General features: G+C 44.3%; 30 protein-coding genes. 20 read left to right on the forward strand and 10 right to left on the reverse strand.

Annotated features, from left to right (window positions below):
• The first annotated feature begins 88 nt into the window (after window positions 1-88).
• Entirely contained in the window at window positions 89-1,192 is a 1,104-nt protein-coding gene (locus IPL34_RS02175; RefSeq protein WP_296837019.1) for a transposase, read from the forward strand.
• 88 nt (window positions 1,193-1,280) lie between these two features.
• Here IPL34_RS02175 and IPL34_RS02180 read toward each other — a convergent pair whose 3' ends face one another.
• From IPL34_RS02180 to antA, 6 genes are all read right to left on the reverse strand, one after another.
• Window positions 1,281-2,543, reverse strand: a complete 1,263-nt coding sequence (locus IPL34_RS02180) for a TRAP transporter large permease (protein WP_296837022.1) — start codon at window positions 2,541-2,543, stop codon at window positions 1,281-1,283.
• Complete coding sequence (locus IPL34_RS02185) at window positions 2,540-3,088, reverse strand: TRAP transporter small permease subunit (protein WP_296837025.1); 549 nt, start codon at window positions 3,086-3,088, stop codon at window positions 2,540-2,542. The genes IPL34_RS02180 and IPL34_RS02185 overlap by 4 nt, the downstream gene beginning before the upstream one ends.
• A 59-nt stretch (window positions 3,089-3,147) precedes the next feature.
• Window positions 3,148-4,137, reverse strand: a complete 990-nt coding sequence (locus IPL34_RS02190) for a TRAP transporter substrate-binding protein (protein WP_296837028.1) — start codon at window positions 4,135-4,137, stop codon at window positions 3,148-3,150.
• A gap of 73 nt (window positions 4,138-4,210) precedes the next feature.
• Window positions 4,211-5,224 (reverse strand): anthranilate 1,2-dioxygenase electron transfer component AntC, encoded by a 1,014-nt coding sequence (antC, locus tag IPL34_RS02195; RefSeq protein WP_296837031.1) that lies wholly within the window; start codon window positions 5,222-5,224, stop codon window positions 4,211-4,213.
• A 9-nt stretch (window positions 5,225-5,233) separates the two neighbouring features.
• Entirely contained in the window at window positions 5,234-5,719 is a 486-nt protein-coding gene (gene antB / locus IPL34_RS02200; protein WP_296837034.1) for an anthranilate 1,2-dioxygenase small subunit, read from the reverse strand.
• A gap of 3 nt (window positions 5,720-5,722) precedes the next feature.
• Window positions 5,723-7,111 (reverse strand): anthranilate 1,2-dioxygenase large subunit, encoded by a 1,389-nt coding sequence (antA, locus tag IPL34_RS02205; protein ID WP_296837038.1) that lies wholly within the window; start codon window positions 7,109-7,111, stop codon window positions 5,723-5,725.
• 279 nt (window positions 7,112-7,390) lie between these two features.
• Here antA and IPL34_RS02210 point away from each other — a divergent pair, with 279 nt between their 5' ends.
• Entirely contained in the window at window positions 7,391-8,371 is a 981-nt protein-coding gene (locus tag IPL34_RS02210) for an AraC family transcriptional regulator (RefSeq protein ID WP_296837041.1), read from the forward strand.
• Window positions 8,372-8,482: 111 nt separating this feature from the next.
• Window positions 8,483-9,412 (forward strand): catechol 2,3-dioxygenase, encoded by a 930-nt coding sequence (locus IPL34_RS02215; protein ID WP_296837044.1) that lies wholly within the window; start codon window positions 8,483-8,485, stop codon window positions 9,410-9,412.
• A 71-nt stretch (window positions 9,413-9,483) separates the two neighbouring features.
• Here IPL34_RS02215 and IPL34_RS02220 read toward each other — a convergent pair whose 3' ends face one another.
• Both IPL34_RS02220 and IPL34_RS02225 read right to left on the reverse strand, forming a co-directional pair.
• Window positions 9,484-10,170, reverse strand: coding sequence for an FCD domain-containing protein (locus IPL34_RS02220; RefSeq protein ID WP_296837046.1), 687 nt, complete (start codon window positions 10,168-10,170; stop codon window positions 9,484-9,486).
• A gap of 116 nt (window positions 10,171-10,286) precedes the next feature.
• Complete coding sequence (locus IPL34_RS02225; RefSeq protein WP_296837049.1) at window positions 10,287-10,640, reverse strand: RidA family protein; 354 nt, start codon at window positions 10,638-10,640, stop codon at window positions 10,287-10,289.
• A gap of 172 nt (window positions 10,641-10,812) precedes the next feature.
• Between IPL34_RS02225 and IPL34_RS02230 the strand changes: the two genes are divergently transcribed.
• The 7 genes from IPL34_RS02230 (at window position 10,813) to IPL34_RS02260 (ending at window position 17,865) form a co-directional block, all read left to right on the forward strand.
• Window positions 10,813-12,273, forward strand: coding sequence for a 2-hydroxymuconic semialdehyde dehydrogenase (locus IPL34_RS02230; protein WP_296837051.1), 1,461 nt, complete (start codon window positions 10,813-10,815; stop codon window positions 12,271-12,273).
• A 10-nt stretch (window positions 12,274-12,283) separates the two neighbouring features.
• The gene (gene dmpE, locus IPL34_RS02235; protein WP_296837054.1) at window positions 12,284-13,078 is read left to right on the forward strand and encodes a 2-oxopent-4-enoate hydratase; all 795 of its coding nucleotides are present in this window, start codon (window positions 12,284-12,286) and stop codon (window positions 13,076-13,078) included.
• A gap of 13 nt (window positions 13,079-13,091) precedes the next feature.
• Window positions 13,092-13,976: an acetaldehyde dehydrogenase (acetylating) gene (locus tag IPL34_RS02240; protein ID WP_296837057.1), complete on the forward strand. Its 885-nt coding sequence runs from the start codon at window positions 13,092-13,094 to the stop codon at window positions 13,974-13,976.
• Window positions 13,977-13,988: 12 nt separating this feature from the next.
• On the forward strand, window positions 13,989-15,014 hold the full coding sequence (dmpG, locus tag IPL34_RS02245; RefSeq protein WP_296837060.1) for a 4-hydroxy-2-oxovalerate aldolase: 1,026 nt from the start codon (window positions 13,989-13,991) through the stop codon (window positions 15,012-15,014).
• Between the two features lie 2 nt (window positions 15,015-15,016).
• Window positions 15,017-15,808 carry a 2-oxo-3-hexenedioate decarboxylase gene (gene dmpH, locus IPL34_RS02250; protein WP_296837063.1) on the forward strand — a complete coding sequence of 264 codons (792 nt, stop codon included), beginning with the start codon at window positions 15,017-15,019 and terminating at the stop codon, window positions 15,806-15,808.
• Between the two features lie 9 nt (window positions 15,809-15,817).
• Complete coding sequence (locus IPL34_RS02255) at window positions 15,818-16,027, forward strand: 2-hydroxymuconate tautomerase (RefSeq protein WP_296837065.1); 210 nt, start codon at window positions 15,818-15,820, stop codon at window positions 16,025-16,027.
• Window positions 16,028-16,176: 149 nt separating this feature from the next.
• Window positions 16,177-17,865 (forward strand): sigma-54-dependent Fis family transcriptional regulator, encoded by a 1,689-nt coding sequence (locus IPL34_RS02260; RefSeq protein ID WP_296837068.1) that lies wholly within the window; start codon window positions 16,177-16,179, stop codon window positions 17,863-17,865.
• 31 nt (window positions 17,866-17,896) lie between these two features.
• On the opposite strand, the gene IPL34_RS02265 is transcribed toward IPL34_RS02260, so the two are convergent.
• The gene (locus IPL34_RS02265) at window positions 17,897-18,298 is read right to left on the reverse strand and encodes a profilin (protein ID WP_296837071.1); all 402 of its coding nucleotides are present in this window, start codon (window positions 18,296-18,298) and stop codon (window positions 17,897-17,899) included.
• A 34-nt stretch (window positions 18,299-18,332) separates the two neighbouring features.
• Window positions 18,333-18,914, reverse strand: a complete 582-nt coding sequence (locus IPL34_RS02270) for a histidine phosphatase family protein (RefSeq protein ID WP_296837074.1) — start codon at window positions 18,912-18,914, stop codon at window positions 18,333-18,335.
• A 75-nt stretch (window positions 18,915-18,989) separates the two neighbouring features.
• On the opposite strand from IPL34_RS02270, the gene IPL34_RS02275 reads away from it, so the two are divergent.
• The 10 genes from IPL34_RS02275 (at window position 18,990) to IPL34_RS02315 (ending at window position 26,893) form a co-directional block, all read left to right on the forward strand.
• Window positions 18,990-20,504: a carboxypeptidase M32 gene (locus IPL34_RS02275; RefSeq protein WP_296837075.1), complete on the forward strand. Its 1,515-nt coding sequence runs from the start codon at window positions 18,990-18,992 to the stop codon at window positions 20,502-20,504.
• Between the two features lie 72 nt (window positions 20,505-20,576).
• Complete coding sequence (locus tag IPL34_RS02280) at window positions 20,577-21,020, forward strand: hypothetical protein (protein WP_296837078.1); 444 nt, start codon at window positions 20,577-20,579, stop codon at window positions 21,018-21,020.
• Window positions 21,021-21,030: 10 nt separating this feature from the next.
• Window positions 21,031-21,156 carry a DUF1877 family protein gene (locus IPL34_RS20720; protein ID WP_366931088.1) on the forward strand — a complete coding sequence of 42 codons (126 nt, stop codon included), beginning with the start codon at window positions 21,031-21,033 and terminating at the stop codon, window positions 21,154-21,156.
• 187 nt (window positions 21,157-21,343) lie between these two features.
• Window positions 21,344-21,598 carry a phenol hydroxylase subunit gene (locus tag IPL34_RS02285; RefSeq protein WP_296837081.1) on the forward strand — a complete coding sequence of 85 codons (255 nt, stop codon included), beginning with the start codon at window positions 21,344-21,346 and terminating at the stop codon, window positions 21,596-21,598.
• Between the two features lie 38 nt (window positions 21,599-21,636).
• Window positions 21,637-22,638, forward strand: coding sequence for an aromatic/alkene monooxygenase hydroxylase subunit beta (locus tag IPL34_RS02290; RefSeq protein WP_296837084.1), 1,002 nt, complete (start codon window positions 21,637-21,639; stop codon window positions 22,636-22,638).
• Between the two features lie 10 nt (window positions 22,639-22,648).
• Complete coding sequence (locus IPL34_RS02295; protein WP_296837087.1) at window positions 22,649-22,921, forward strand: MmoB/DmpM family protein; 273 nt, start codon at window positions 22,649-22,651, stop codon at window positions 22,919-22,921.
• An 18-nt stretch (window positions 22,922-22,939) separates the two neighbouring features.
• Window positions 22,940-24,472, forward strand: coding sequence for an aromatic/alkene/methane monooxygenase hydroxylase/oxygenase subunit alpha (locus IPL34_RS02300; RefSeq protein ID WP_296837090.1), 1,533 nt, complete (start codon window positions 22,940-22,942; stop codon window positions 24,470-24,472).
• Window positions 24,473-24,483: 11 nt separating this feature from the next.
• Window positions 24,484-24,849, forward strand: coding sequence for a phenol hydroxylase subunit P4 (locus tag IPL34_RS02305; RefSeq protein ID WP_296837093.1), 366 nt, complete (start codon window positions 24,484-24,486; stop codon window positions 24,847-24,849).
• Window positions 24,850-25,000: 151 nt separating this feature from the next.
• Window positions 25,001-26,062, forward strand: coding sequence for a phenol 2-monooxygenase domain-containing protein (locus IPL34_RS02310; RefSeq protein ID WP_296837095.1), 1,062 nt, complete (start codon window positions 25,001-25,003; stop codon window positions 26,060-26,062).
• A 9-nt stretch (window positions 26,063-26,071) separates the two neighbouring features.
• A complete protein-coding gene (locus IPL34_RS02315; protein ID WP_296837098.1) occupies window positions 26,072-26,893 on the forward strand; it encodes an alpha/beta hydrolase in 822 nt (273 codons plus the stop codon).
• Window positions 26,894-26,899: the final 6 nt, after the last annotated feature.

Here is a 26,899-nt window from a genome sequence, read left to right on the forward strand (position 1 = left end):
CTAGGGGATATAAGGCTATCGACGACAGCCGATGAAAGGCAGCACCATAGGCAAGACACTGTGTTGTTTTGATAGTATAATCAATCACATGAAACCCACTACTCACCTCAAAACCCTTAAAGTACGAGTCAAGGATAAACACAAACCTATCCTTGAGCAAATGGCATTTGAGGTGAATCAAGTCTGGAACGCGGCGAATGAAATCACGGCTCTCTACTCTTTTGTACCAATTCCTGAAGTCGGTTGGGTGCGTAGTAACTTTTCCGCCTTTGACCTGCAAAAGCAACTGAAAGGTATCAAGTCCGAACGTGGGTTCATTATTCACTCGACCACCACGCAAGAAGTTATAGCCGCTCACCATAAAGCGCGTCGGCAATTCAAAACGGATAAATTGCGTTGGAGAATCTCTAGCGGCTCTAAGCGTTCATTAGGCTGGATACCCTTTAAAACGGGCGCAGCCAAATGGAAAGGGGGGCAAGTCTATTTTGCGGGGCATTATTTCAAGGTGTGGGATAGCTATGGCTTGTCTCAATACGAGTTTCGTTCAGGTAGCTTTTCCCAAGACGCACGAGGTCGTTGGTATTTCAATATCGTGGTAGAAATCCCAATCCTCTGCATGGAAACCACCGCTAAAGGGCAAGTGGGTATTGACCTAGGTCTAAAAGATACCGCTACCTGTAGCAATGGCTTAAAACTGGAATCTAAGCAGTTCTATCGTGAGCTAGAGTCTAAGTTAGGCATAGCCCAGCGTGCTAAGCAAAAGAAGCGCATCAAAGCGATTCATGCTCAGATTAAAAACCGTCGCTTAAATGCGATTCACCAATTCACCCGTAAAGTCGTTAACGACAACGGCTTAATCGTCATTGGCAATGTGAGCAGTTCCGCCCTAGCCCAAACCAAGATGGCTAAATCGGTCTTGGATGCGGGTTGGTTCATGCTCAAAACACAACTGAAATACAAAGCGAGGGCGCGGTCAGGGGTGTTTATCGAAGTCAATGAATCGTACACTACCCAAGTCTGTTCGTGTTGCGGCTGTATCAGCTCCAACAGTCCGAAAGGTAGAGCAGGTTTGCGAATCAGAGAATGGTCATGCCCTGAGTGTGGGGTAACGCATGATAGAGATGTCAATGCGGCTAAGAACCTTCTCGCGCTCGGACATGAGCGTCTGGCAGCAGGAATCCCCGTCCTTTAGGGCGAGGAGGATGTCAAACTAAACTACCATGATAAATCTCTAATACTCATCTCGGAGCACAAACTATTTGTCATCTACTATCCAGCTATTATAACAACCCTGTGGCGAGCCAAGGTAACCAACTAATTAATCCTATAGCAGTAATAGTAGCTAGTATAAAAGGCAATAAGGCTTTAAAAATCTGCGCAGGCGGGGTATTTGTCATGGACGAAGCAACAAATAAACCAGCCCCCACAGGTGGCGTTAATAAGCCTAAAACTAAGGTCAATGATACCACTACCCCAAATTGATGCGGGCTAATACCAAACTGTTGTTGTGCTACGGGTAATAATATAGGAACCACTAATATTAACGCAGCAATTCCATCCAAGACCATGCCTACCAACAACAGTACCCCAACCACAATCAATAAAAACACAAAAGGGTCTTTAGTTTGCTGGGCAATTAAAGCGGCGGCTGTTTGAGGTACTTGTTCATATACGATGACCCAGCCAAACAAGCCTGCTGTGGCTATCAGTACTAGTACCATACTGGAATTAATAGCAGTACGTTTTAGCACATCAAATAAATGTGAAAACTGAAAGTCCTTATAAACATACTTACCAATTAATAATGATGCAATAGAAGCTAAAGCGGCAGATTCAGTAGGAGTTGCTAAGCCCGTCATAATACTACCAATAATAATTAAAGGTACTAAGCCTGCGGGAATTCCCATTAATAAATAGTTTTTACGTTGTTCGCTTGTAGGCCATTCACCCTTTGGATATTGATGCACTAAACCTACTAAGGCAATAACGATAAAAAATAACCCTGCCATTAATAGACCAGGTAAAATACCTGCAATAAACATTTCAGCAATAGGAACTTGGGCTAATACCCCAAATAGCACGAAAATCATAGAAGGCGGAATAATGGGGGAAAGTAAACCACCTGCTGCGGTAATAGCCGTAGAAAAAGGTTTATTATAGCCTTCCTTTTCCATCTCCGGAACCATTGCTTTAGACATAATGGCAATTTGTGCCACTGCCGACCCCATAATAGAAGCCATCATCATATTAGCTGCTAAATTAATATAGGCTAAGCCTCCATAAAACCCTCCTACAAAAACACGAGCCACATTAATTAGACGCTTCGTTAACCCCCCTTCATTCATTAATTCCCCTGTCAACATAAATAAGGGAATAGCTAATAAACCGTAGCTTTCTAGTGCTGAGAATAATTGCTGTGAATAAGAGTCGAGTAGTACTAAATTACCAGAGGAAAAAATATACCATAATGCGGTGAGCGCTAGTACTAAGGCAATAGGAATACCTAAAAACAGTAATGATAAGAAAACAATAAAAGTACTCATATTGACTCCTCCAGATGAGGATGTGGGGTGTGTACCGGGCTTAATAAATTAGTTAAAGCATGGAGAGTCAAGGAAATAGATACCCATACTAAGGGTAACCATACCCAAATCTTTTTAATACCAAGTGTATTCGTATTTTCTGAATAGATAAAATTAAAAGTACTTGATTGAAAAGTCTCAATATTAAAACCCGAATGTGCAAAGCTCCAGAGACTCAGCCAACGGAATGTAAGTACTAATAAGGTTACCCCGAACACCAACACCATGAAGTCAATTAAAATACCTGTATATTTTTTTAAGGTGTGAGGTAAAACATCTATTAACAAGGTAACAGCAATACCTTCGCGTTTTTTCAAAATAGCGGCAGTAGTAATTAAAGTCATCCATACCATACAGTAAATAGCTAATTCGTCTACCCAATAGAGCGCTTGACCTATAGTACGACTAACAATATTTAAGATAATCAGTAAAGTCACGGCTCCCGCTAAAATTGCACCTATAGCAATTTCTATCTGAGCTATTTTATCTGAAAGAATCTTTAGCATAATGGCTCCTTTGCCTAATGCAGTACGCTTAAGTGCTGCATTATTTGACAGAGTGAATATTACTGAGCCTTAGCTTTTTCAGCCGCTTGTTTTAAAGTATCTAAAGCTCCTTTAGATTTTTCTTTCCACATAGCTTCCCACTTACTGACAACATCATTAAATACAGCACGATCTGCCTCTGTAACCGTTAACTTTAAATCGCGTAATTGCTTTTCCTGATCTTTTTCTTGAGCTGCAAATTTTTCAATGACTTTATCTAAATGAGCTTTCATTAGCGTTTGAATTAACTGCTTATCTTCATCACTTAATTGTGCCCATACTTTACCAGATACTACACCAATCATAGGAAACATCATATGATTAGAAATCATTAAATTGTCGGCACGCTCATAAAACTTCAATACTAAAATAGAGTCGAAGTCCATATCTAATGCATCCACTTGACCATTAGCTAGTGCGTCATAAACAGCGGGTAAGGGTAAAGGTGTGGGAGCTGCACCAATTTCATTGTAAAAATCTTTAATCGGCTCAAAAGGTGTAATACGGATTTTTTTACCTTTAATATCTTCAGGTCCTTTTACCGCAGAACGACTGAGTACTTGACGCATACCCGCCATAGCATACCCCACACCTACTACCCCTGCTTTAGCGGGTAATTCACCGAGCAGTTTTGTGGCCTCTTCAGATTTTAATAATTTAGCGGCTTGATCAATATTATCAACTAGAAAAGGGGCATAAAAAGCACCAAACTCTGGTACACGATTAGAAATTTCAGCTAAGGTTAAAAACCCCATATCTAAAGCGCCTGTTTGCAATTGTTGCATCATTTGCGCTTCATTACCTAATTGCTGTGCTGGAAATACGGCAAGCTTATGTTTACCACTCGATTTTTCTTCTAATTCTTTACCAAACTCTTGAGCGGTAAGCGTCCAAATATGGTTAGGTGGAGTAATTAAACCAATACGAAAATCTTTAGCTTGTGCGGCGGTAGTCGTTAAAATGCTGGCAGCAATGGCAACCGTAACAGCCATTTTCTTTAAAAAGGTCATTGAAATTCTCCTCCAAGAGATACTTTACTTTATACAGGTCTAGATGGGTTTAGTTTGCAATCAATAACTATAATTAGCTAGAAACAAATTTTTCAAAAAATAATTGATGCTCAGCTACCTTAGCATTTTCCAACCACGTTTTGGTAGCTTCAATCATGCCTGGTGGCCCGCATAAATAAGCATCAAACGGTTGTTTCATAAACTCAGGTTTAAACACGTCACACACTACCCCTTTTTGACCTTGCCACTGCTCGGAGGGGTGCATCACAGCAATGGAATAATCAAAATGAGGAAGCTGGTTTTTGTACTCAGCTAAACGAGCTAATTCGCTTAAATCGGCTTCGTAATTCACGCCGTAGGACAAATGAATCGGCTGACTACAGCCGCCTTTTTGCACAAAACTATCCAGCATGGCTAAGAATGCAGAGAGTCCAGTACCGCCTGCTACCATCATCAAGGGGCGTTCGATTTTGCGTAAATAGAACACACCTAGCGGTGCTTCAAACTGGATTTTGTCCCCCACTTTTGCTCGCTCGCGCAAGTAGTCACTCATAACGCCACTGGGCAATAAACGAATAAGAAAACGTAAAGTACCTGCTTGCGCCGAGGCATTTGCAAACGAGTATGCTCGCCATTGATCGGTATCAGGTACTTGAATACGGGCGTATTGTCCGGGCAAGAATTTCAAGGCTTTAGCTGCATCATCCAATTGCAGCTCTAAAAGCGCGGCGGCTTCAGATACCTTTTCTACTTTACTGACCGTTGCTGAGTAGGTCTTAGTACTAGTACTACTAATGGTGGAATCAATATCAAAGTAGAACGTACCATCACTTTTAAGACGCGTTTGGCATGCTAAAATGTGACCTTTTGCCAACTCCGCTTCGGTTAAAGCCTCCTCGTCCACATACTCCAATTCGACTTTGCCCGATTCACACACGCCGCGACAGGTAGCACAAACTCCTTCGCGACAATCAACTGGTAATTGCACACCCTGACGCCTTGCAGCATCCATCAATAACTCATTAGGGCGTACTTCAATATGGGCGGTTTTACCATCCCGAAACACTATGGTCGCAGCGTGTGTCATAGCGCCCCCTTAGACGTGATAGAAGTCAAACACAGAGTCAATTTTGTCATTTTGGACAATGACTTGCTTATAGGTAATGCGCCAATCTGCCCCTTCGGTTTTGAGCTTACATTTAGCGTGCCCAAAGAAATGTGCACTTTCACCAAAGCGGTAATAATGCGTCACCCAGTTATAATGGACTTCGACCTCATCATTATTTAAGTCGGTATAACGCACATTGCTAATCATATGCAAAGTACGCGGCATAGGATTAGAGGCGGCGGATTTTCCAGTACGAATCCGAAACACCCGATCTTCCAAGCCATCACGATTAGGATAATAGAGCAATGACATTTCCTTTTTAGGATTAGTACCATGTACATGTTCTGACTTCCATTGTGGAATGTGATACTCAGCTTCTGGAGCATATTGCTCTAAGTAATTATCCCAATCTTGCGCATCACAGTAGGCGGATAATTGATATAAAAACTGTTCAATGGCATGTTGTTTATTCATGGCTTAACCTTCCTGCTCAGCGCGTGCTTTTTTATCTAATCCCGCCAACATTTGCTGTTGCCATGCACTATGTTGATTGACGAACAAACCTTCATGGGTAAATTCACGTCCAGTAATCACGGGTTGAATACCGAGTACTTCAGTATTTTTAGACGTACCATAATTCCAAGTGTCCGAACCGCGCGAAATATCATTCCATTCACCCAACCGTGCTTCAAAGCCACGCTGTGCTTCACGGAATTCAACTAAATCATCGGGAGTACCCATGCCGGACACATTGAAAAAGTCCTCAAATTGGCGAATGCGGCTTTCGCGTGCCTTGTCTGATTCACCCTTCACACCTAAACAGAAACTATGAATTTCGGTTTTATTCCAAGCGACAGGACGAATCACGCGCAATTGCGAACTGATTTGATCCATAAAGAATAAGCTGGGATAAATATTAAGATTACGCAGACGGTGCATCGTCCATTCAGCCCGCTCTTTGGGTAACTTTTCCAATAAACGTGGCATCACATCCTTGTAACCCGGACGTACTTCAGGATTAGGCATATCGCTAAAGAGTAAACTATGCCCATTTTTGAAGGAGAACCAGCCATCATCGGTGTCTTTATCACCTGCACCTAATTTGGAGTAGTCGAGAATTTCTTTAGCGCTTCCTGCTTTTTGGGCATTCACTTCTTGACGGTGTTGTACGGTACTCACGTAGTTGTAATGCACGGTGCTAACGTGATAACCGTCTAAGCCATTTTCATTTTGCAGTTTCCAATTACCTTTGAAAGTGTAACTAGAACTACCGGGTACTACTTCTAATTCTCCCGTTGGTGATTGCTCTACCATCATGTCAAAGAACAATTTGGCATCACCCAAAAAGTCTTCGAGGCTCACCGTAGATTCACGATCTAAGCTAATGAATATAAAGCCTTTATAACTAGCTACCCGCGCTTGAGGTAAACCATATTTGGATTTATCAAAGCAATCCGCATATTCAGACGGAGCTTTAACTTTGACCAAACGTCCATCCGATTTGTAACACCACGCATGGAAGGAACAGGTAAAGGTGGATTGATTACCTTGTGTGGTACGTACTAGCGTAGTACCCCGATGCTGACACGCATTAGACAATGCATATAGCTCACCCTTAGCATCACGCGTAATGATCATGGGCTGGCGTCCCGCCTGCATGGTGTAGTAGTCGTGAGGATTAGGAATTTGGCTTTCGTGACACGCGTAAATCCATTGTTTCTCGAAGATTAATTCCATTTCGAGATCAAATAATTCAGGGGTAGTGAACATTTCACGCCGCACGCGAAATACGCCATCATCAAGACGAAAATCAGTGCAATTTTGGACAAATGCTTTCCAGTCATCCACGTTTCTTGTGGTACTCATGGCTCCTCCTAGCAATCTTTTGTAGTGTGTTTTTTCAGTCTAGACTGGAAAGTTTGCGTTTGAATATGCAGTTTTTTGGCAAACGCTATCCACTTTTAAGATTTATAGGGGTGCTTAAGTCAGGGAATAGGAGTACTTTAGACTCATGAGCCATTAAACCATTACTGTTTGACAGGACACTGGCGCTTAGCCCTATGATGGCACTACTCAAAAAGGTTATTGTTTTGCAATAGCTTTATGAACAAAGTGCCTCCTACTCCCACTATTGAAGGACTGAGCATGCAACCGTTAGTTAGAGGAGCACAGAGACAATTGGTTTCTGTGGAATTAAATACTGTTCGTGCCGCCCGTGATTGGATGACTGCATTGTGCGGCCCCCATCGTTTAGAAGCTAAACAACAAAACCACTTATTGTTTCGACATGGCGGAACAGTACTCACCAAAATGTCAGTCGGAATTGTGGAGTACTCCACACAAGTCCATGTAAAGACAGACGATTTAATCTATAGCTACAGTATTAGCCTACCCTTACAAGGTACGCAATGCTTAGAGCAACGCAAAAAAACGGTACATTCGTCTTCCAAACAAGGCATTGTCATGTCCCCTGGACATAATGCCAATCTCACCATGAGCGAAGATTGCCGCAAGTACTTAGTAAGGGTCTCACGTACTGCGGTTGAAGAAAAATTAGGTAGTTTACTAGGTCGCTCTATTACTCATCCGGTGGTATTTGAACCTCATATGACCATTGATGATCAAGTCGGTGCGTGGTGGCAACTGGTCGGGCATGTTCATACGATTTTAAATCAGCCTTCTAGTTTGTTTGATCTACCTGATGTGTGGAATTCTTTCCAAGAAAGTATTATCACCGGACTGCTGCACTCCCAACCCCATAATTACTCGACTGAACTAGAACACGTCCGGCTTAATCGTCCAGCATACTTGTTAAATTTAGAGCATTTTATGCGCGAACACGTAGGGCAAGATTTGACTTTAGAAGATTTAGAACAAGTCACAGGACTGACGCGTGAGCGTTTGTATAAAGATTTTCGCCATAGTTATAACTCAACCCCTATGAGTTATTTTCGTGATTTACGCTTTCAGGAAGTACGTCAACGTCTACTCATAGCACCCGCGAACGCCAGTGTTTCCAGCGTTGCGCTCGATTGTGGTTTTAGCCAATTAGGGCGCTTTGCTCGTGAATACCAAGATCGATTTGGCGAATTACCCTCAGCTACTTTACGTAAGCGTGAACTGTAGTTCCGGCAAATTGACGCTAGCGTAAAATTAAATATCGACAATAACAAAAAATATCGATATTATTTTTAAAACGACGCTGAATAGACATTCACAAAGTGGAGGAGAGAACTTATGGCAATGAAAGGTGTATTGCGCCCCGGTCACGTACAACTGCGTGTACTCGATATGGATGCGTCACTATCCCACTATGTTGACCGTATGGGATTAATCAAAACGGATCAAGATGCTCAAGGTCGTGTTTATCTCAAAGGTTGGGATGAACATGATTGGTTTTCAGTAGTACTACGCCCCGCTGATGAACCTGGTATGGATTTCATGGGTTTTAAAGTGGATAGTGCTGCTACCCTCAATGAACTCGAACAAAAACTCAAAGACTTTGGTTGCAAAGTAGAACGCATTCCTGCTGGTGAATTGAATCACTGTGGTGAGCGTGTGCGTTTTGATTCCCCCACAGGTCATCTATTTGAACTCTATGCCGATAAGGACTATCACGGTAATAGTGTTGGTGTAATGAACCCCCATCCTTATCCTGAAGACATTAAAGGCATGAAAGTACATCGCTTTGATCACTGTCTACTGTACGGGGATGATTTAGATGGTTCAGTTAAACTCTTTACTGACGTACTAGGCTTTAGTGAAACGGAAAAAGTTATGGCCGGTCCTGATGGTCAATTAAAGATCGGTAGCTTCCTCACTTGTGGTATGAAGGCACATGACCTAGCCATTATTCGTCATGGCGAAAAAGGCAAATTGCACCACGCGTCCTTCTTATTAAGAAGCTGGGAAGAAGTACTGCATGCGGCGGATATTATGGGACGTTATAAAATCCCGATTGATATTGGCCCTACTCGTCATGGTATTACGCGCGGACGCACAATTTACTTCTTTGATCCTTCAGGCAATCGCAATGAAACCTTCTGCGATTCCTATGATTGGTATCCCGACCATGAAACCATTACTTGGACTGAAGATGAGTTAGGTGGAGCGATTTTCTACCACGATCAAGCACTCAATGAACGCTTCTTGACCGTAGTTACCTGATTTACTTTCTCACTAGGGTTAGAAACGCTCCTTCTAGGGGCGTTTCCTTTTAGATCAGTGCTTAAAATTGCTTAAGTATTTAAGCGCTCTTTTAAAACTTGCTTAGTTATTTCAGCGGTTTGGCGAATGTGAGATTCAGTTTCTGAGCACGCTTTTTCAATATCCCGTGCAATCACGGCATCATAAATACGCTGATGCTCGGCGTGAATATCGCGCTGCTTAATATTGGCATTGAGGGAAATATTGCGATAACGCTTATGCTGGTCGTAAAGAATATTATAAAAATGTAATAACCACTTAGACGTACACGCCGAGATCACTGCCCAGTGAAAATCATGATTACGCTGCTCCCAATTATCTAGATCATAAGCAATGTCATGCTCTTCTACTTTAGTCAGTTGATAGTAACTAGCAACCACCCGCGACTCCCACTCACTATCCCCGTACTGAATACTATTACGCAGCGCCTTAAGCTCTAATGTAACCCGCAACTCAGTAACATCTTCTAAATCTTCTGGTGAGATGGGGGTCACTCTAAACCCGCGTTGACCCTCTGCTACCACAAAACCATCGGAACTCAAACGACTCAAAGCCTCGCGTAAGGGAGTCGCCCCCACATTATATTCATTGCGTAGGTGTTCGATTTTGAGTTTGGAATCAGGGGCAAGTTTGCCTTGAATAATGTCTTCGCGCAGTTGCCCATAAATGTAACTGGTCAAGGTGCGCGGGGAAGAAATCTCGGTAGGAACCGTACTCATAGCAAACTAACTAATCTCTGGTAGAACGTGGAAGCGGATTATACTCGCAACTCATTTATAGGTAAGCCTAGTTTATGCAAAAACTTCCATATTACCTATGTGCGAGTATTTATCCTTTAAATAGCGGCTACAAAGGCTATCTCTACCAAGTACTGAGGATCGGCTAACTCGGCTTTAATACAAGCACGACTCGGCGCACAGCCCTCAGGCAACCATGCTTTCCAAGCCGCATTCAAGGCCATCATATTAGCAAAATCGGTAATATAAATCGTGGCTGAGAGTAAACGACTTTTATCACTATTGACCTTGGACAAAGAGCGCTCAGCTTGCTCCAGCACTTGCTGCACCTGCCCCCTCATATCAGCCGCTAAATCTCCCTCAGGCACTTCAACAAAATAAGCCATTTGATTAAAAACCGTAATATCTGACCATAATGCAGTGGGGTTAATGCGTTGAATAGCAGGACTCATACTGTCTTCCTCCGTCAAAAGCACTCATCATAACGTGCTCTCCAGCGGATGCGCACACAAAACTTAATAGGCTTGTATTAATTCACTTCGCTCAAAAATATCGATAAAAACTTTAAATATCGATAATATTGCGGTATGCTTGATTCAACAACACATGGGGAGGAGCCCATCCATGCAAGAGATCAAGCATTTCATCAACGGTGAATTTGTTACGTCTGCATCCGGCAAAACATTCGCCAATATCAATCCCGCTACCAATCAGCAAATCGGCATAGTCCACGAAGCGGGTAAATCCGAAGTGGATCAAGCCGTTGCCGCCGCCAAAGCCGCTCTCAAAGGCCCTTGGGGTAAAATGCCCGTTGCGGAACGTATGGCAATCCTACATAAAGTCGCTGATGGTATTAATGCACGCTTTGATGAGTTTCTTGAGGCTGAGTGTCTGGATACGGGCAAACCTAAATCCTTAGCTTCACACGTCGATATTCCACGCGGTGCGGCTAATTTCAAAATCTTCGCTGACCTCGTTAAAAACGTCCCCACTGAAAGTTTTATGCTCGACACTCCTGACGGCAAAGGCGCATTAAACTATGCCGTGCGCCGCCCTAAAGGGGTGATTGCAGTGATTAGCCCGTGGAATCTACCTTTATTATTAATGACTTGGAAAGTAGGCCCTGCTTTAGCCTGCGGTAATACAGTGGTAGTCAAACCTTCCGAAGAAACGCCACGCACCACCACATTACTGGGTGAAGTGATGAATGCGGCGGGCGTTCCCAAAGGCGTTTATAACGTCGTACACGGTTTTGGTCCTAATTCAGCAGGCGAATTTTTAACAACTCATCCTGATGTCGATGGCATTACCTTCACTGGTGAAACTCGTACTGGAGCAGCGATTGTTAAAGCCAGTGCAGACCATATTCGCCATGTCTCGTTTGAACTCGGTGGTAAAAATCCAGCAGTTATCTTTGCAGATTGCGATATGGATAAAGCCATTGAAGGTACGATACGCTCGGTCTTCGCTAACTGCGGTCAAGTATGCTTAGGGACTGAGCGTGTGTATGTGGAGCGCCCGATTTTTGATGAATTCCTTAAGCGTCTAAAAGCGGGTGCTGAAAGTATGCAGCTTGGTGCTTGGGATGATGAGTGTACCTCGATGGGACCTCTCATTAGCAAAGAGCATCAAAACAAAGTGCTGTCTTACTATCAAAAAGCCGTTGATGAGGGTGCAACTGTAGTCACAGGTGGTGGCATACCTAGTATGCAAGGTGCATTAGCCGATGGTAACTGGGTACAACCTACGATTTGGACGGGATTACCTGAAACGGCTTCAGTCGTTAAAGATGAAGTGTTTGGCCCTTGCTGCCATGTACGCCCCTTTGATTCCGAAGATGAAGTTATAGCTCTCGCCAATGACACTAAATACGGTTTAGCCGCCGCGATTTGGACAGAAAATGTGACCCGTGCTCATCGTGTCGCTGCTCAAATGGAAGCGGGCATTGTGTGGGTGAACTCTTGGTTCTTACGCGATTTACGGACTCCTTTCGGTGGTATGAAGCACTCAGGGATTGGGCGTGAAGGTGGCGTGCATTCCTTAGAGTTCTACACTGAATTGCAAAATATTTGCGTCAAATTATAAGGAAGTACTCATGCTACAAACTGCGCAAATTAGTGCTTACGCTGATGAGCTTTATACCGCGCTACGTGAGAGGCACATGATTACACCGTTTTCTGAGCGCACACCAGAAATGACGGTCGAAGATGCCTATGCGGTATCGAACCTACTCCTAGACAAACGTATTCAGCTCGATGGTGAAAAAGTCATTGGCAAAAAAATCGGCGTGACCAGTCAAGCCGTGATGAAAATGCTTAATGTCTACCAACCCGATTTTGGTTATCTCACTGATGCGATGGTAGTAGACGAAAGCGAAGCCTTATCGGTGAGTACCAAAATGATTCAACCGCGTGCTGAGGGTGAAATCGCCTTTGTACTCAAACACGATTTAATCGGCCCCGGTGTGACGGCGAGTGATGTACTACGCGCTACTGACTTTGTAGTGCCCTGCTTTGAAATTGTCGATTCACGCATTAAAGATTGGAAAATCAAAATCCAAGACACCGTTGCCGACAATGCTTCCTGTGGTTATTTCCTCTTAGGCTCACAAGCGGCTGACCCACGCAAAGTGGATTTATCTACCTGCGGCATGGTGATGGAAATGAATGGTCAAGTGGTAGCCACAGGTGCAGGCGCTGCGGCTTTGGGTTCATCACCGATTAGTTGTGTGGTATGGCTGGCGAATACTTTGGGGCGCTTTGGTGTGCCTTTAAAAGCAGGTGAAGTGATTTTATCGGGTGCTTTAGTACCACTCCAACCCGTCAAAGCGGGGGATTATATGAGTGTCAGTATTGGCGGAATCGGTCGCACCGCAGTGCGCTTTGAATAGGAGTATAGGATAAATGGCAAAAATTCGTTGTGCACTGATTGGGCCGGGCAATATCGGCACGGATTTACTGTATAAATTAAAACGTAGCGAAGTACTCGAACCTGTGTGGATGGTGGGTATTGACCCTGCATCGGACGGTCTAGCACGGGCGCGTGATATGGGTTTAAAAACTACTGCTGAAGGAATTGATGGTCTCATTCCTCACATTGAAGCGGACAATATTCAAATTGCTTTCGATGCCACTTCAGCCTATGCCCATGCGGAAACTTCACGCAAATTGACTGAAAAAGGTGTGAAAGTGATTGACCTCACTCCCGCTGCGATTGGTCCTTTCTGTGTGCCTCCGGTGAATTTACTTGATCACCTCAATAAAGGCGAAGAAAACGTCAATATGGTGACCTGCGGCGGTCAAGCGACTATCCCCATGGTATTTGCGGTGAGTCGGGTGCAACCTGTGCGCTATGGTGAAATCGTAGCCACCGTTGCCTCCAAATCAGCAGGGCCTGGTACGCGTAAAAATATTGATGAGTTTACCCAAACTACGTCTGGTGCGATTGAGAAAGTCGGTCAAGCCAAAAAGGGGAAAGCCATTATCATCCTCAATCCGGCTGAGCCACCGTTGATGATGCGTGACACGATTCATTGCATTACCGAAACTGAGCCGAATCAAGATGCGATTATAGAATCGGTCAAAGCGATGGAAGCCGAAGTACAACGCTATGTTCCGGGCTATCGCGTGAAAGAAGGTCCAGTATTTGATGGTAATCGGGTGAGTGTGTTTGTCGAAGTACGCGGACGCGGTGACTATCTACCTGAATATGCGGGTAATCTCGATATTATGACTGCTGCTGCTGCACGTACTGCTGAAATGTTCGCCGAACAAATGTTGAAAGCCTAAGGAGTATCCATAATGAATGTAAAAGGTAAAAAAATTCGTTTGCACGATATGTCCTTACGCGATGGTATGCATTCGATTCGTCATCAATTCACCTTACAAAATATGGTAGACCTATCCCAAGCGCTAGATCGTGCGGGTGTACCTTTAATTGAGGTGACGCATGGCGATGGTATTTCCGGTTCATCGGTAAACTATGGCTTTGGTTTGCATACGGATAAAGAGTACTTAGAGGCGGTTATTCCTAAGCTCACTCAAGCTAAAGTGTCTATCCTTATGCTCCCCGGCATTGGCACAATTGAAGACTTGAAAATGGTGCAAGACTTAGGTGTACATACTATTCGCGTAGCAACGCATTGTACTGAGGCGGATGTATCCGAACAGCATATTAAATACTGTGCTAAACATGGCTTTGACACCGTAGGCTTTTTAATGATGAGCCATATGGTCACACCCGAAAAGATTCTGGAACAAGCCAAACTGATGCATAGCTATGGGGCAAACTGTTTGTATATGACCGACTCGGCTGGGCATATGCTCCCTGAAGATGTCAAAGCTAAAGTCACTATTTTACGTGAATATTTCCCTGACACTATCGAGATCGGCTTTCACGGTCATCATAATTTAGCGATGGGCATTGCTAACTCATTAGCAGCGGTTGAAGCAGGTGCGACTCGAATCGATGGCTCAGTAGCGGGTTTTGGAGCAGGTGCAGGTAATACTCCACTGGAAGTGTTTAATGCGGTCTGTGATATGTATGGCATTGAAACGGGCGTCGATGTGAGCAAGCTCATGGATGCGGCTGAAGATGTAGCCGTACCGATTATGGGTGATCAATTACCACGGATTAATCGGGATGCTTTAACCCTAGGTTATGCGGGTGTCTACTCCTCTTTCCTACTCCATGCGCGGCGAGCGGAACAAAAATACGGTATTCCCGCGCGTGAAATTCTCTTGGAATTAGGGCGGCGCGGTACGGTCGGCGGTCAAGAGGATATGATCGAAGATGTTGCATTAGAAATGATTAGAGCGCGAGGTTAAGCATGTCTACTTTAAGTCGCTCTACCATTGAGCAATTGGCTGAACATCTCGAAACTGCTGAGCTACAAGCCCATGATGTAAAAAAGATTACCGACGATTATCCCGATATGGATTGGGAAGATGCCTATGATATTCAATGGGAAATTCGTCGGCGCAAAGAAGCACGCGGCAATCGAGTCGTGGGCTTAAAAATGGGTTTGACCTCCTACGCCAAAATGAAACAAATGGGCGTAGAGAATCCGGTTTATGCCTTTCTAGTGGATTATTTTAATGTGCCCGATGCTGGCACTGTTAAAGTGTCTGAGCTGATTCACCCTAAAGTCGAAGCCGAAATTGCGATTATTACCAACAAGGAACTCAAAGGTCCGGGTTGTACCGTCGCACACGTATTAGCGGCTACTGAATCAGTGTTGCCAGCGGTAGAAGTGATTGATTCACGTTATGAAAACTTCCGCTTCGATCTCAAAAGCGTCATTGCTGACAATGCTTCTTCGGCACGTTTTTTCACGGGAGGCAATATTAAACGCCCCGATCAAGTGGATATGAAAACGCTCGGTGTGGTGATGGAAATTAATGGCAAAGTGGTGACTACAGGTGCGGGTGCTGCGGTGCTTGGGCATCCAGCGGCGAGTGTTGCCATGCTAGCCAATATGTTAGCGGAGCGCGGTGAAGTGATTCCAGCAGGTACTTTCATTATGACGGGCGGAATTACTGAAGCTATTGCGGTAAAAGCGGGTGATAGTGTGTGTGTACGCTATCAAGACTTAGGCACTGTTAGCATGACATTTGTATAAGGAGCAACCATGCCTTTAATTCAAGCAACGATTATTGCAGGACGTACTCCTGAACAAAAACGTGCTTTCTTTGAAAAAGTGACTGCTGTAGCCGTTGAAACACTAGGCGTCAAAGCAGAGCAAGTACGGGTAGTGATTAATGAAGTCCCTGCGGAACATTGGGCGATTGGTGGGATTAGTAAAGCCAATTTGGATGCTAAAAAGGCACAGGGTGGGTAAAGAAACCCATCCTAACCTCCCCTTATCACGGAGAGGCATAAAAGAGACTTTACTTAAGCAGTAACTACTAACTTTGGTAAGTAGCTTACACCTCTTCCCCCTTCCCTTGATAAGGGGAGGGTCGGGGAGGGGTTAAAGGAGGAATGCAAATGGCGACTGCTAGACCAAAAATCTTGCCCCCCAGTGATCAAGATTTAAAAGCCATGATTCGCTTTGAACGCGAAACGGGCTGTATTTGGTTGGGACAGCAACGCATGATCCTCCTCCATGCCTCAGCATTTGGCTCAATGCGTAGTGAACTCATTGACTCTTTTGGTGAAAAGCACGCTCAAGGGGTGTTAATGCGTATGGGCTATGCAGCGGGTCAATCGGATGCTCAACTCGCCAAACGCATTCGTGCTGAATCCGCCATGCTGGATATGTTCATGGTAGGCCCTCAATTACACGCGATTGAAGGGGTGGTAAGTGTTGAGCCTGTCAAAGTCGATATGAATCTAGAGCAGGGCAAATTCTACGGTGAGTTTACGTGGCGCAATTCATTTGAAGCCTCGGAACATTTGCGCCTCTATGGTTTAACCGATCATGCCGTGTGTTGGAATCTACTAGGCTATGCCAGCGGCTATACCAGCCACTTCATGGGTAAGTCGGTTTATTTCAAAGAAGTCGAGTGTGTGGGTAAAGGTGATGCGCAATGTCGCATTATTGGTAAGCCCATTGAAGCATGGGAAGATGCTGAAGATCTCACTGAGTTTTTCTCCCTTAATTCAATGGCGCAAAAGCTTCACGCGCTGGAAGAAGAGGTGCAGCAATTACGTAAAGTCGCCACCGCCCCACCCAAAATGGATCCTATTGTTGCCGACTCCGCCCCTATTAAAGAGGTGATGTACCTACTCGAAAAGGCCGCCGCTACCGATGTCACCGTATTAATGCTGGGTGAAACAGGGGTAGGTAAAGAGGTCTTTTCACAAGCCCTGCATCAAATGGGTACTAGGAAAGATGGTCCTTTTATTGCTGTGAATTGTGCTGCCCTACCCCGTGAATTAGTCGAATCTGAATTATTTGGGGTAGAAAAAGGCGGCTATACCGGAGCGGATAAATCGCGTGCGGGACGCTTTGAGCGAGCACATGGCGGCACATTATTTCTTGATGAATTGGGCGAACTCAATGAGCGTGCTCAAGCTAAATTACTCCGCGCTATTCAAACCGGAGAATTTGAGCGTGTGGGCGGGACGGAAAAAATTAAGGTTAATGTGCGCCTCATTGCTGCGACCAATGCCAATCTATTAGAGCGAGTGCGTGAAGGTACATTTCGCGCTGATTTGTATTATCGACTCAATGTGTTTCCTATTACGATTCCCCCCTTACGCGAACGCTTAAGCGATGTTCCAGGACTGATTCGTAAATTCATCAATAAGCACAATAAAAAATACGGCAAACAAGTACTCGGTGTGACCGATGAAACCTTACGGCGTTTTTATGCTTATCAATGGCCGGGGAATATTCGGGAGCTGGAAAACCTATTAGAGCGTGGGGTGATTTTAGCGGATAACGGGCAATGGATTGAGTCGCGGCAGATTTGTTTAGGTATGCCTATGCCTAATGAAGCGTATATGGTCATTGGGACTGAGGGGCAATTAGAGCACAGCACCAAACCCGATATACTCGACACCGTACTCGAACAGATGAGCCGTAAAGAACTAGTATTTGAAGATTTAGAAAAGCAATTACTCGAAAAAGCACTTGATCAAGCTAGAGGTAATGTACTCGAAGCCGCTAGGATCTTAGGGATTAGCGGCCCACAGTGTCGGTATCGATTGAAGAAACTAGCGTTAATTTAGGTACTTCAACCCCTAACCGCTCGTCATTAGTCTAGAATCCGTGACGTAATAGATAACTTGCCACACGTTGCATATCGTTTAACACAATTTCTGCTTTGGTTTTGTCATCGTGCAATCCGATGAGCCAGTATTTCTCAGTATGGACAGTGACAACGCCATTTCCCCCTCTTTTCAGTATGAATCCATTCTCATGATGAGTGGTAAGAAGATAACGTGTTTTTTCAGCACTGAGCATTAACTCTACAGCAGTGCTGTTGGGAGTATCGGCTAAGCCTAGTAAACTTTGAATAGCCACCTCATCTAAAGGAAAGCCGGGAGAGGCGACTATAGTAGTCGGCATAGTACGCCCCACAATCGCCATAGCCGTAAAATGTTTGGTTCCCATAAGATTATCAACATAACCTTGTAAGTGAAGCGTGATTGGATCACTCATAATAGTCTCCCTGCTAGATTTAAATGGCGGTGTGCTAGTCCAAAGTCTGGATGCTGCCTTGTACTATGATTTCATCGTTCAGAGTACTCGGTTTTTTAATAAAGACTAATTCACCTGATTCAGGAAAGACTTTGGTTAGCTCTGTGATATTTACTTGATGCGTTACTAAGACTAACGGGCGCTCATGTCGAGCGGCGACTAGCCATGTTTTAAGGGCAAGTGTTTGTGGTTTAGCACGATTGGGTTGAGCGAAAAAGGAATTTAACTCACTTAAACGCTGTACTGTGCCTAAGCCTAATAGTTGTGCTGTTTCTAAGCACCGACACCATTCGCTTGAATAAACCTCTGCTTGACTCAAGCCTTGCGTTTTAAAGACCGTACCGATGCGCCGCGCTTGAGCACGCCCCACTTCATTAAGATTACGTTGAGTCTCGCAGCGTGCTAATTGCATTTGCGGTGGATCGCCTATCCCCGGAGCGAGTGCATGACGGATCAGGACGATAGATTCACCGCTTTGTAGTCCACGCCATAAGGATTCATTGGTTTGTGCCTGAGCAGTTGAGCACAATAAGGCTAATAGTCCTATCACTACTAATCTAAAGCTATGGAGTTTCATCGACTATCCTTTTAGTGACGCCTATCTAAATACTGCCTAGAATCTAGCGTATTATCTAGTCTTTCGAGAATAAGCATGACTCAAACAGCACTCGCACTCACCGAACTCAAATCTCTCCTAAATGAAGTCTGTGATCTCAACAACGCCAATGCAGTACTCGGCTGGGATCAATCCACTTATATGCCCTCCGGTGGCGGTGCAACGCGGGGTCGACAAATGGCAACTTTGGAAAAGATTGCTCATGAAAAACTGACGGCTCCACGCACAGGCGAACTACTTGAAAACCTCAAAAGCTATGAGCAAGAGCTACCCTATGATCATGATGATGCCGCATTGCTGCGTCTGGCACGGCGGTATTATGAGCAGGCGACTAAAGTCCCTTCCGAGTTTCTAGCTGCTTTCTCTGAACACAGTTCTAATACCTACCTAGCTTGGGTGAAAGCACGTCCCGCCAATGATTTTAAAAGCGTACAACCCTTGCTGAAAAAAACTCTAGATATGAGTCGCCAGCTCGCCGAGTACTATGGTTATGACGAGCACATTGCTGACCCACTGATTAATCTCGCTGATTACGGCATGAAAGCTAGCACTATTCGCGCCCTATTTGCTGAGTTACGCAGCGAGTTAGTGCCTTTGGTCAAAACCATTACCGAGCAACCCTTAGCGGATGATAGTTGCCTATTGCAACACTATCCCGAAGCGCAGCAATTTGCATTTAGTACGCCGATTATTAAGCGCTTTGGTTATGATTTTGAGCGTGGACGGCAAGATAAAACCGCACATCCTTTTATGACCAAATTTGCTAATGGTGACGTGCGCATTACTACCCGCGTCAAGGAACATGATTTTAGTGAAGCATTTTTCTCGACTACTCATGAAACTGGTCACGCACTTTATGAGCAAGGCATTAATCCAGCCTTTGATGGTACGTTTTTAGATAACGGAACCAGTAGTGGTGTACATGAATCACAATCGCGTACTTGGGAAAATTTAGTTTCACGCAGTCGGGCCTTTTGGAGTTATTACTATCCATCATTACAACAACAATTTCCCGCGCAATTAAATCAGGTGTCACTTGATACCTTTTACCGTGCGATTAATAAAGTTCAGCGCTCTTTAATTCGTACTGATGCGGATGAGGTCACTTATAATTTGCATGTCATGATTCGTTTTGAATTAGAGTTGCAAATGTTAGAAGGTAAATTAGCGGTAAAAGATTTACCTGAGGCGTGGAATGCAGCTTATCAAAATGATTTAGGGATTACGCCCCCTAATGACAGCAATGGCTGTATGCAGGATGTTCATTGGTATGGCGGGCGTATCGGTGGGGTTTTCCAATCCTATACGATTGGTAATATATTATCGGCGCAATTTTTTGAATCAGCTTTAAAAGCGTATCCCGACATTAATAATGAAATAGCTCAGGGGCAATTTAGTACTTTGCACCATTGGCTCAAAACCAATATTTATCAATACGGTAGTAAATTTACCGCTAATAAAATGATTGAACGCGCCACTGGGCGAGGATTAGATATAGCTCCTTATATGCAATACTTACGTACTAAGTATGGTGAGCTTTATACACTTTAGATATTAAACAATAAATGCTAGATGACATGATCACACCTAGCATCAATAGTATAGTTAACTATAAAAATAACCATGCACTTAACTACATCATTAAAAGCTGAAGTAATTGAATATAAACGTCCTTGGAAATTAGCCACGTTAGCTACTGGCATAACATTACTGATCCTTGGATCTTTTTATTTTCCTGCACCTGATTGGGATATACCTATTAGCTTTATTATGGCACTATTTGCTTATCTTACTGCATCTTGGAGTTTGCATGTAATTGTAGACCGACAATGGCAACTTTTCCCATTAATGCTCTTTTTTACGTGGTTTACAGTAGATGGCTGTTATGCCCTTTATTGGTACTTTAAAAATCCAATAGTATTAGACTATATGCGTGACGCAAACTTTCTAGCTTCATTATGCTTATATCTTATATGTGGTTTAATCTGGTATTTTCGCGGATCGATAAAAGAAATAGTTAGTATTTTAAGAACTACATTAAAAAAATACTTAGAAAGCTATAAGTGAGGAGCAAAGTATTTATCCAGAATCTTGGCAAGATCCTGAAGATGTTGCCTATCTAACAGAAACCTTTGAGGGCTTAAAAGCTTTTTACCAACAAGCTGCTCACAATCATCTAGTCGTATTGAGCTATCTGGCTTAGGCTTATAGAGCAACTTTTCAGTGGACTTCATCAAATCATCACTTTGAATAACTATTGTGATCATTTGATGAAGTAGCCTCAAAACCCAAAATATCTAAATAATTGATTTAAATAAAATAATATCTTTGGCACATCCATTGCACTATACCTGCTAAATCACACTTGTTGTGTAACAGGAGGAGAGCCAATGATGGATGATTCTACTCATCTTGATACCAACCGCCGTTACGTGCGCGTCACGGGGGTCAGACATAATCGCTTTGTCGAATTCGACTTTTCTATTGGCGATCCTAACCTGTTTGTGGAATTGGTATTGCCGTTTGAGCAATTCCGCCAATTTTGCGCCCGCAACCATACCCAAGAGCTAAGCCCTGAACAAGCCGCTCAGGTCGACTATGAACAGCTTAAATGGCGCCATGGTAAACCGGGGATTTCAAGCTAGGAACAAAACTGCTACGCCACACTGGAGGAGAGTACTCGATGTCGATTCAAATCGCGTCCAAAGAGATTAAACCGCTACGCCTAAACTATGCCCACATTGCGCGGCGCATGGGAGGCGACACCAAACCTGCTTCACGCTATCAAGAAGCGGTGTTAGATGTGCAACCTACCACTAATTTTCACTATCCACCTACATGGGAACCGAATAAGCAACTATTCGATGTTACACGCACCGCCATAGTCATGAATGATTGGCACACCTTTGCTGACCCGCGCCAGTACTACTACACCAGCTATGTGACCGCCCGCGCCAAGCAGCAAGAGGTGATGGACAATAGTTTTGAGATGCTAGAAAAGCATGGGTTGTGGAAAACAATTCCCGACTCAGTACTCAATACGATACGCCAAGTGCTTGTTCCATTACGCCATTATGAGTATGGAGCCAACCTCAATAATCAAGACATTTGCGATCGTGGCTATGGTGCACCGATTACCTCACTAGCCTCATTTAATGGCTTCGATCGAATTGGTATGGCGCAATATATTTCCCGCATTGCGCTACTGATTGACGAAAATGAAGAGACCTCACTACAAGCAGCTCGTGAAGCGTGGCTCCATGATGCTGCGTGGCAACCACTGCGTCATGCCATAGAAGATAGTTTTGTACTAGACGACTGGATGGAAATCATGGTCGCGCAAAACATTGTTATGGATGGTTTTATTTATCCTCTGATCTATGGACGCATTATCCCGCAGCTCGCTAATCAAGGCGCTGGCGCTTTACTCATGCTTACCCAATTTATGAGTGAGTGGTATGACGAAACCGTGCGCTGGTCTAATCAACTGATGAAAGTGATTAGCGCTGAATCGCCTGAAAATGCTTCCCTGCTGAAACAATGGGTCAGTACTTGGACTGCACGTATTGAACCCGCTATTACCCCGATTGCAGCTCTAGCATTAGGCGATCAAGCCAGTGCAGTAGTGGCTAGTGTCAAACAAGAACTACTCACTCGTTTGGGTAAAAACGGCGTAGCGGTCTAAGGAGCACAGCATGTCAGAGCAAAAAGTATTTCTCATTTTCCAAGATACCGCCGATGCCCGCCCGTTTATTGAGGCATTAGAGCAAGAAAACCCAGCGGCAACCTTTGATTATCAACCCGGTATGGTACGTATTGATGGCATGGGTGAATTAAAAGTCACTCGTGATGTCGTCAGTGAAAAAGCCGGACGTGATATGGACTTACAAGAGCTGCATCTCACTCTAGTGTCCTTATCGGGCAATATTGATGAAGACGATGATTATTTCAGCATAAGTCGCCACTAAGTAAGAGGAGTAACCGACATGGCTAAAAAACTCAATATGCGTAAACGCTACGAATTACTCACTCGTGGCCTAGGCTGGGAACCGACTTATCAGCCCAAAGAAAAAGTGTTTTCTAATGAAACCTATGAAGGCATTAAAATCACCGACTGGAGCAAATGGGAAGATCCGTTCCGTTTAACTGTCGATGCCTATTGGAAATACCAAGCAGAAAAAGATAAAAAGCTTTATGCCGTCATGGATTCCTTCGCGCAAAACAATGCGCACCTGAATTTATCCGACGGTAGCTATGTCAATGCACTCAAGCTATTTATTCAAGGGGTTTCACCGCTCGAATATCAAGCTCATCGCGGCTTTGCACGCTTAGGACGGCAGTTTAGTGGTGAGGGCGCACAGATTGCTTGCCAAATGCAATCGATTGATGAGCTGCGTCATGCACAAACTCAGATTCATACCATTAGCCATTACAATAAACACTTTAATGGCTTACATGACCCCTTCCATATGCATGATCGGGTTTGGTATCTATCCGTTCCGAAATCGTATTTTGATGATGCTAAGTCAGCAGGACCGTTTGAATTTATTACCTCGGTATCCTTTGCCTTTGAATATGTACTGACTAATTTACTATTCGTGCCCTTTATGTCGGGTGCAGCCTTTAATGGCGATATGGCAACCGTGACCTTTGGTTTCTCTGCTCAGTCCGACGAATCCCGCCATATGACTTTAGGCTTAGAAATTATTAAGTTCCTAGTCGAACAACACGAAGACAATTTACCGATTGTGCAAGGCTGGATTGATAAACACTTCTGGCGTGCCTATCGCGTACTCGGTCTCGTGTCCATGATGCAAGATTACATGCTGCCTGAAAGCCCGATGTCGTGGAAAGAAGCTTGGGATTTATACTTTGTCGAAAACTCTGGCGCTCTGTTTAATGACCTCGCTCGCTATGGCTTGAAAATGCCTAGGTATCATGAAGTCGCCACCGCTGAAGCCGAGCATTTAAGCCATCAAGTGTTTGGTATTTTCTATAACTATATCCATGCCGCCGCCTTTAATCTCGGTTTACCCACCAAAGAAAAAATGGATTGGTTGAGCAAGAAATATCCCAATACCTTTGATAAATATTATCGTCCACGTATGGAAATGTGGGCTGATATGGCTAAACAAGGTAAGCGTTTCTTCAATATGGGTTTACCGCAACTTTGCCAAGTATGCCAAATTCCAATGGGCTTTACTGAAGTGGCTAAAGGTGATCCGATGCAAATTGCCTATCGTGTCAGTGAGTATAACGGTGAGAAATTCCACACTTGCTCCGATGGCTGCAAGGACATTTTTGATCACGAACCGGAAAAATACGTACACGCTTGGTTGCCTGTACATCAAATCTTCCAAGGTAACTGTGGCGGTGCAGCCGTGCCCGATATCCTGAAGTGGTATCACTTTAAGCCTGAAGACGGGGGCGATTATGCAGGCTCCGCTGATGAACAACGTTGGAAAGCCATGAAAGGCGAAGACACTCCAGCCATGCAACCTACTGAAGAAGCGGCTTAAGGAATACTCACATGACTGTCAAAACTATCAATAATGTTGAATACCCTGTCGTGATGATGGATAGCGTAGACCGCTTTCACGGTAATCAATTAGTGTATGTGGGCTGGGATTATCACACCAGTATTTGTACTGCTAATGCCTATCCTTTGCCGCCCGATATGCCCTTTGGTGCATTGACCGAAGCCGTACTCCCCTCAGTACTCGCCCCGCATCCTGACTTTGCCAAGATTCAATGGGATAAAGTCGAATGGCTGCTAGACGGTAAGGCTTTTACACCCGATATGAGTAAAAGCCTAAAGGATAATGGTGTAGGGCATAAATCATTGATTCGCTTTAGAACACCGGAATTGACCGGGTATCAGGGGACGGGGAACTGATTGGTTCAAACTTGAACCACCCCCACCCTAGCCCCCCCCCGAAAATGGGGGAGGGAATTAAAACAAGGCACTATTTATCTTCACTCCCTTCCCCCACGTCGGGGGAAGGGTTGGGGATGGGGGAAAACTCCCCCACTAAAAAGGATTTAGCATGAGCTACCAATTCACTATTGAGCCTTTAGGCGAAACTATTGAAGTCGAAGAAGGGCAAACTTTATTAGACGCTGCTTTGCGTGCAGGTGTGTATTTGCCTCATGCTTGTGGGCATGGTTTGTGCGGTACGTGCAAAGTTGAAGTACTCAGTGGTGAGGTCGATCATGGTGCTGCATCACCTTTTGCTTTAATGGATATGGAACGCGAAGAAGGCAAATGTTTAGCTTGTTGTGCTACTCCTTTAAGCGACCTTGAGATTGAAGCCGATATTGAAGAAGACCCCGACGCCCAGCGTCATCCTGTTCAAGACTATGTAGGTGTAGTCTCCAAAATCGAAACACTAACCCCACGCATCAAGAGCATCTTTTTAGCGATTGAAAATGGCGGTATGGAGTTTCAGGCGGGGCATTATGTGAATGTTTATATTCCGGGGTTGGAAGATAAACCGCGTGCATTCTCGATTGCTAGCCCCCCTTCTGCCACGAATATGATTGAATTAAATGTCGCTTTGGTTGAAGGCGGTGCGGGTACGACTTGGTTACATCAGCAATTAAAAGTCGGCGATAAACTAAAATTCTCTGGTCCCTATGGACGCTTCTTTGTACGGGAATCGGCTAAAGAACCGATGATTTTTCTTGCTGGTGGTTCTGGATTATCGAGTCCTAAATCTATGATTTTGGATTTATTTGAAAAAGGCGAAGCGCGTCCTATTACCTTCATTTACGGCGCTCGTAATCAAGCTGAACTGTACTACCGCGAGCTGTTTGAAGAGCTAGCAGCGGAACATGAAAATTTTACCTATGTGCCCGTGCTATCCGAAGAGCCAAGTGAGTCCAATTGGCAAGGCTTACGTGGCTATGTGCATGAAGCAGCTAAACACTACTTTGAGGGTAAATTTAATGGGCATAAAGCTTATATGTGTGGCCCTCCTCCTATGATTGATGCATGTATTACCACTTTAATGCAGGGGCGATTATTTGAGCGCGATATGTTTATGGAAAACTTCTATAACCAAAGTAGCCAAAGCAAAACGAAAAGCCCGCTATTTAAAAATATCTAGGAGGACAGCATGAGTACTAATCCCGAAATAGCTAATAGTATTGAAGCGGCTGGGCTACAAACTAACTATCATGATGTCGGTCAAGGTGATCCGGTACTACTGATTCACGGCTCAGGGCCTGGGGTGAGTGCTTGGGCGAATTGGCGTTTAACCTTACCCGATTTAGCGCAGCATTTTCGCGTGATTGCTCCTGATATGGCGGGATTTGGATTTAGTGCTCGTCCTGCTAACTACACCTACCATATGAATAACTGGGTCACCCAAGCGGTAGGACTCATGGATGCATTAGACATTCAACAAGCTTCAATTGTAGGCAATTCATTCGGCGGAGGTTTAGCCCTCGCGTTAGCCATTAAATACCCAGAGCGTGTGAATAAGTTAATCCTCATGGGTAGTATGGGTGTTGAATTTCCTATTACTGAGGGACTGGATCAGGTGTGGGGCTATAAACCTTCACTGGACAATATGAAGGCACTACTCGATATTTTTGCCTATAGCCGAGCCTTAGTGACCGATGAGTTAGCAGAATTACGCTTTAAAGCCAGTACTCGTCCGGGCTTCCAAGAATCTTTCTCTAGTATGTTTCCCGCTCCCCGCCAACGCTCGGTCGAAATGATGGCAAGTCCCGTAGAAGCTATTCAAGCGTTGCCACATCATACGCTGATTGTGCACGGACGCGATGATAAGGTTATACCCTTGCAAAATGCCTATACCCTGCACCAACTCATTGATCAATCAGAGCTACATGTATTTGGACAATGTGGGCATTGGACACAGATCGAACATGCTAAACACTTTAACCAATTAGTGATTAATTTTTTACAAAGCTAGGAATAG

This window comes from Thiofilum sp. (genome assembly GCF_016711335.1).
Taxonomy (GTDB): Bacteria; Pseudomonadota; Gammaproteobacteria; order Thiotrichales; family Thiotrichaceae; genus Thiofilum.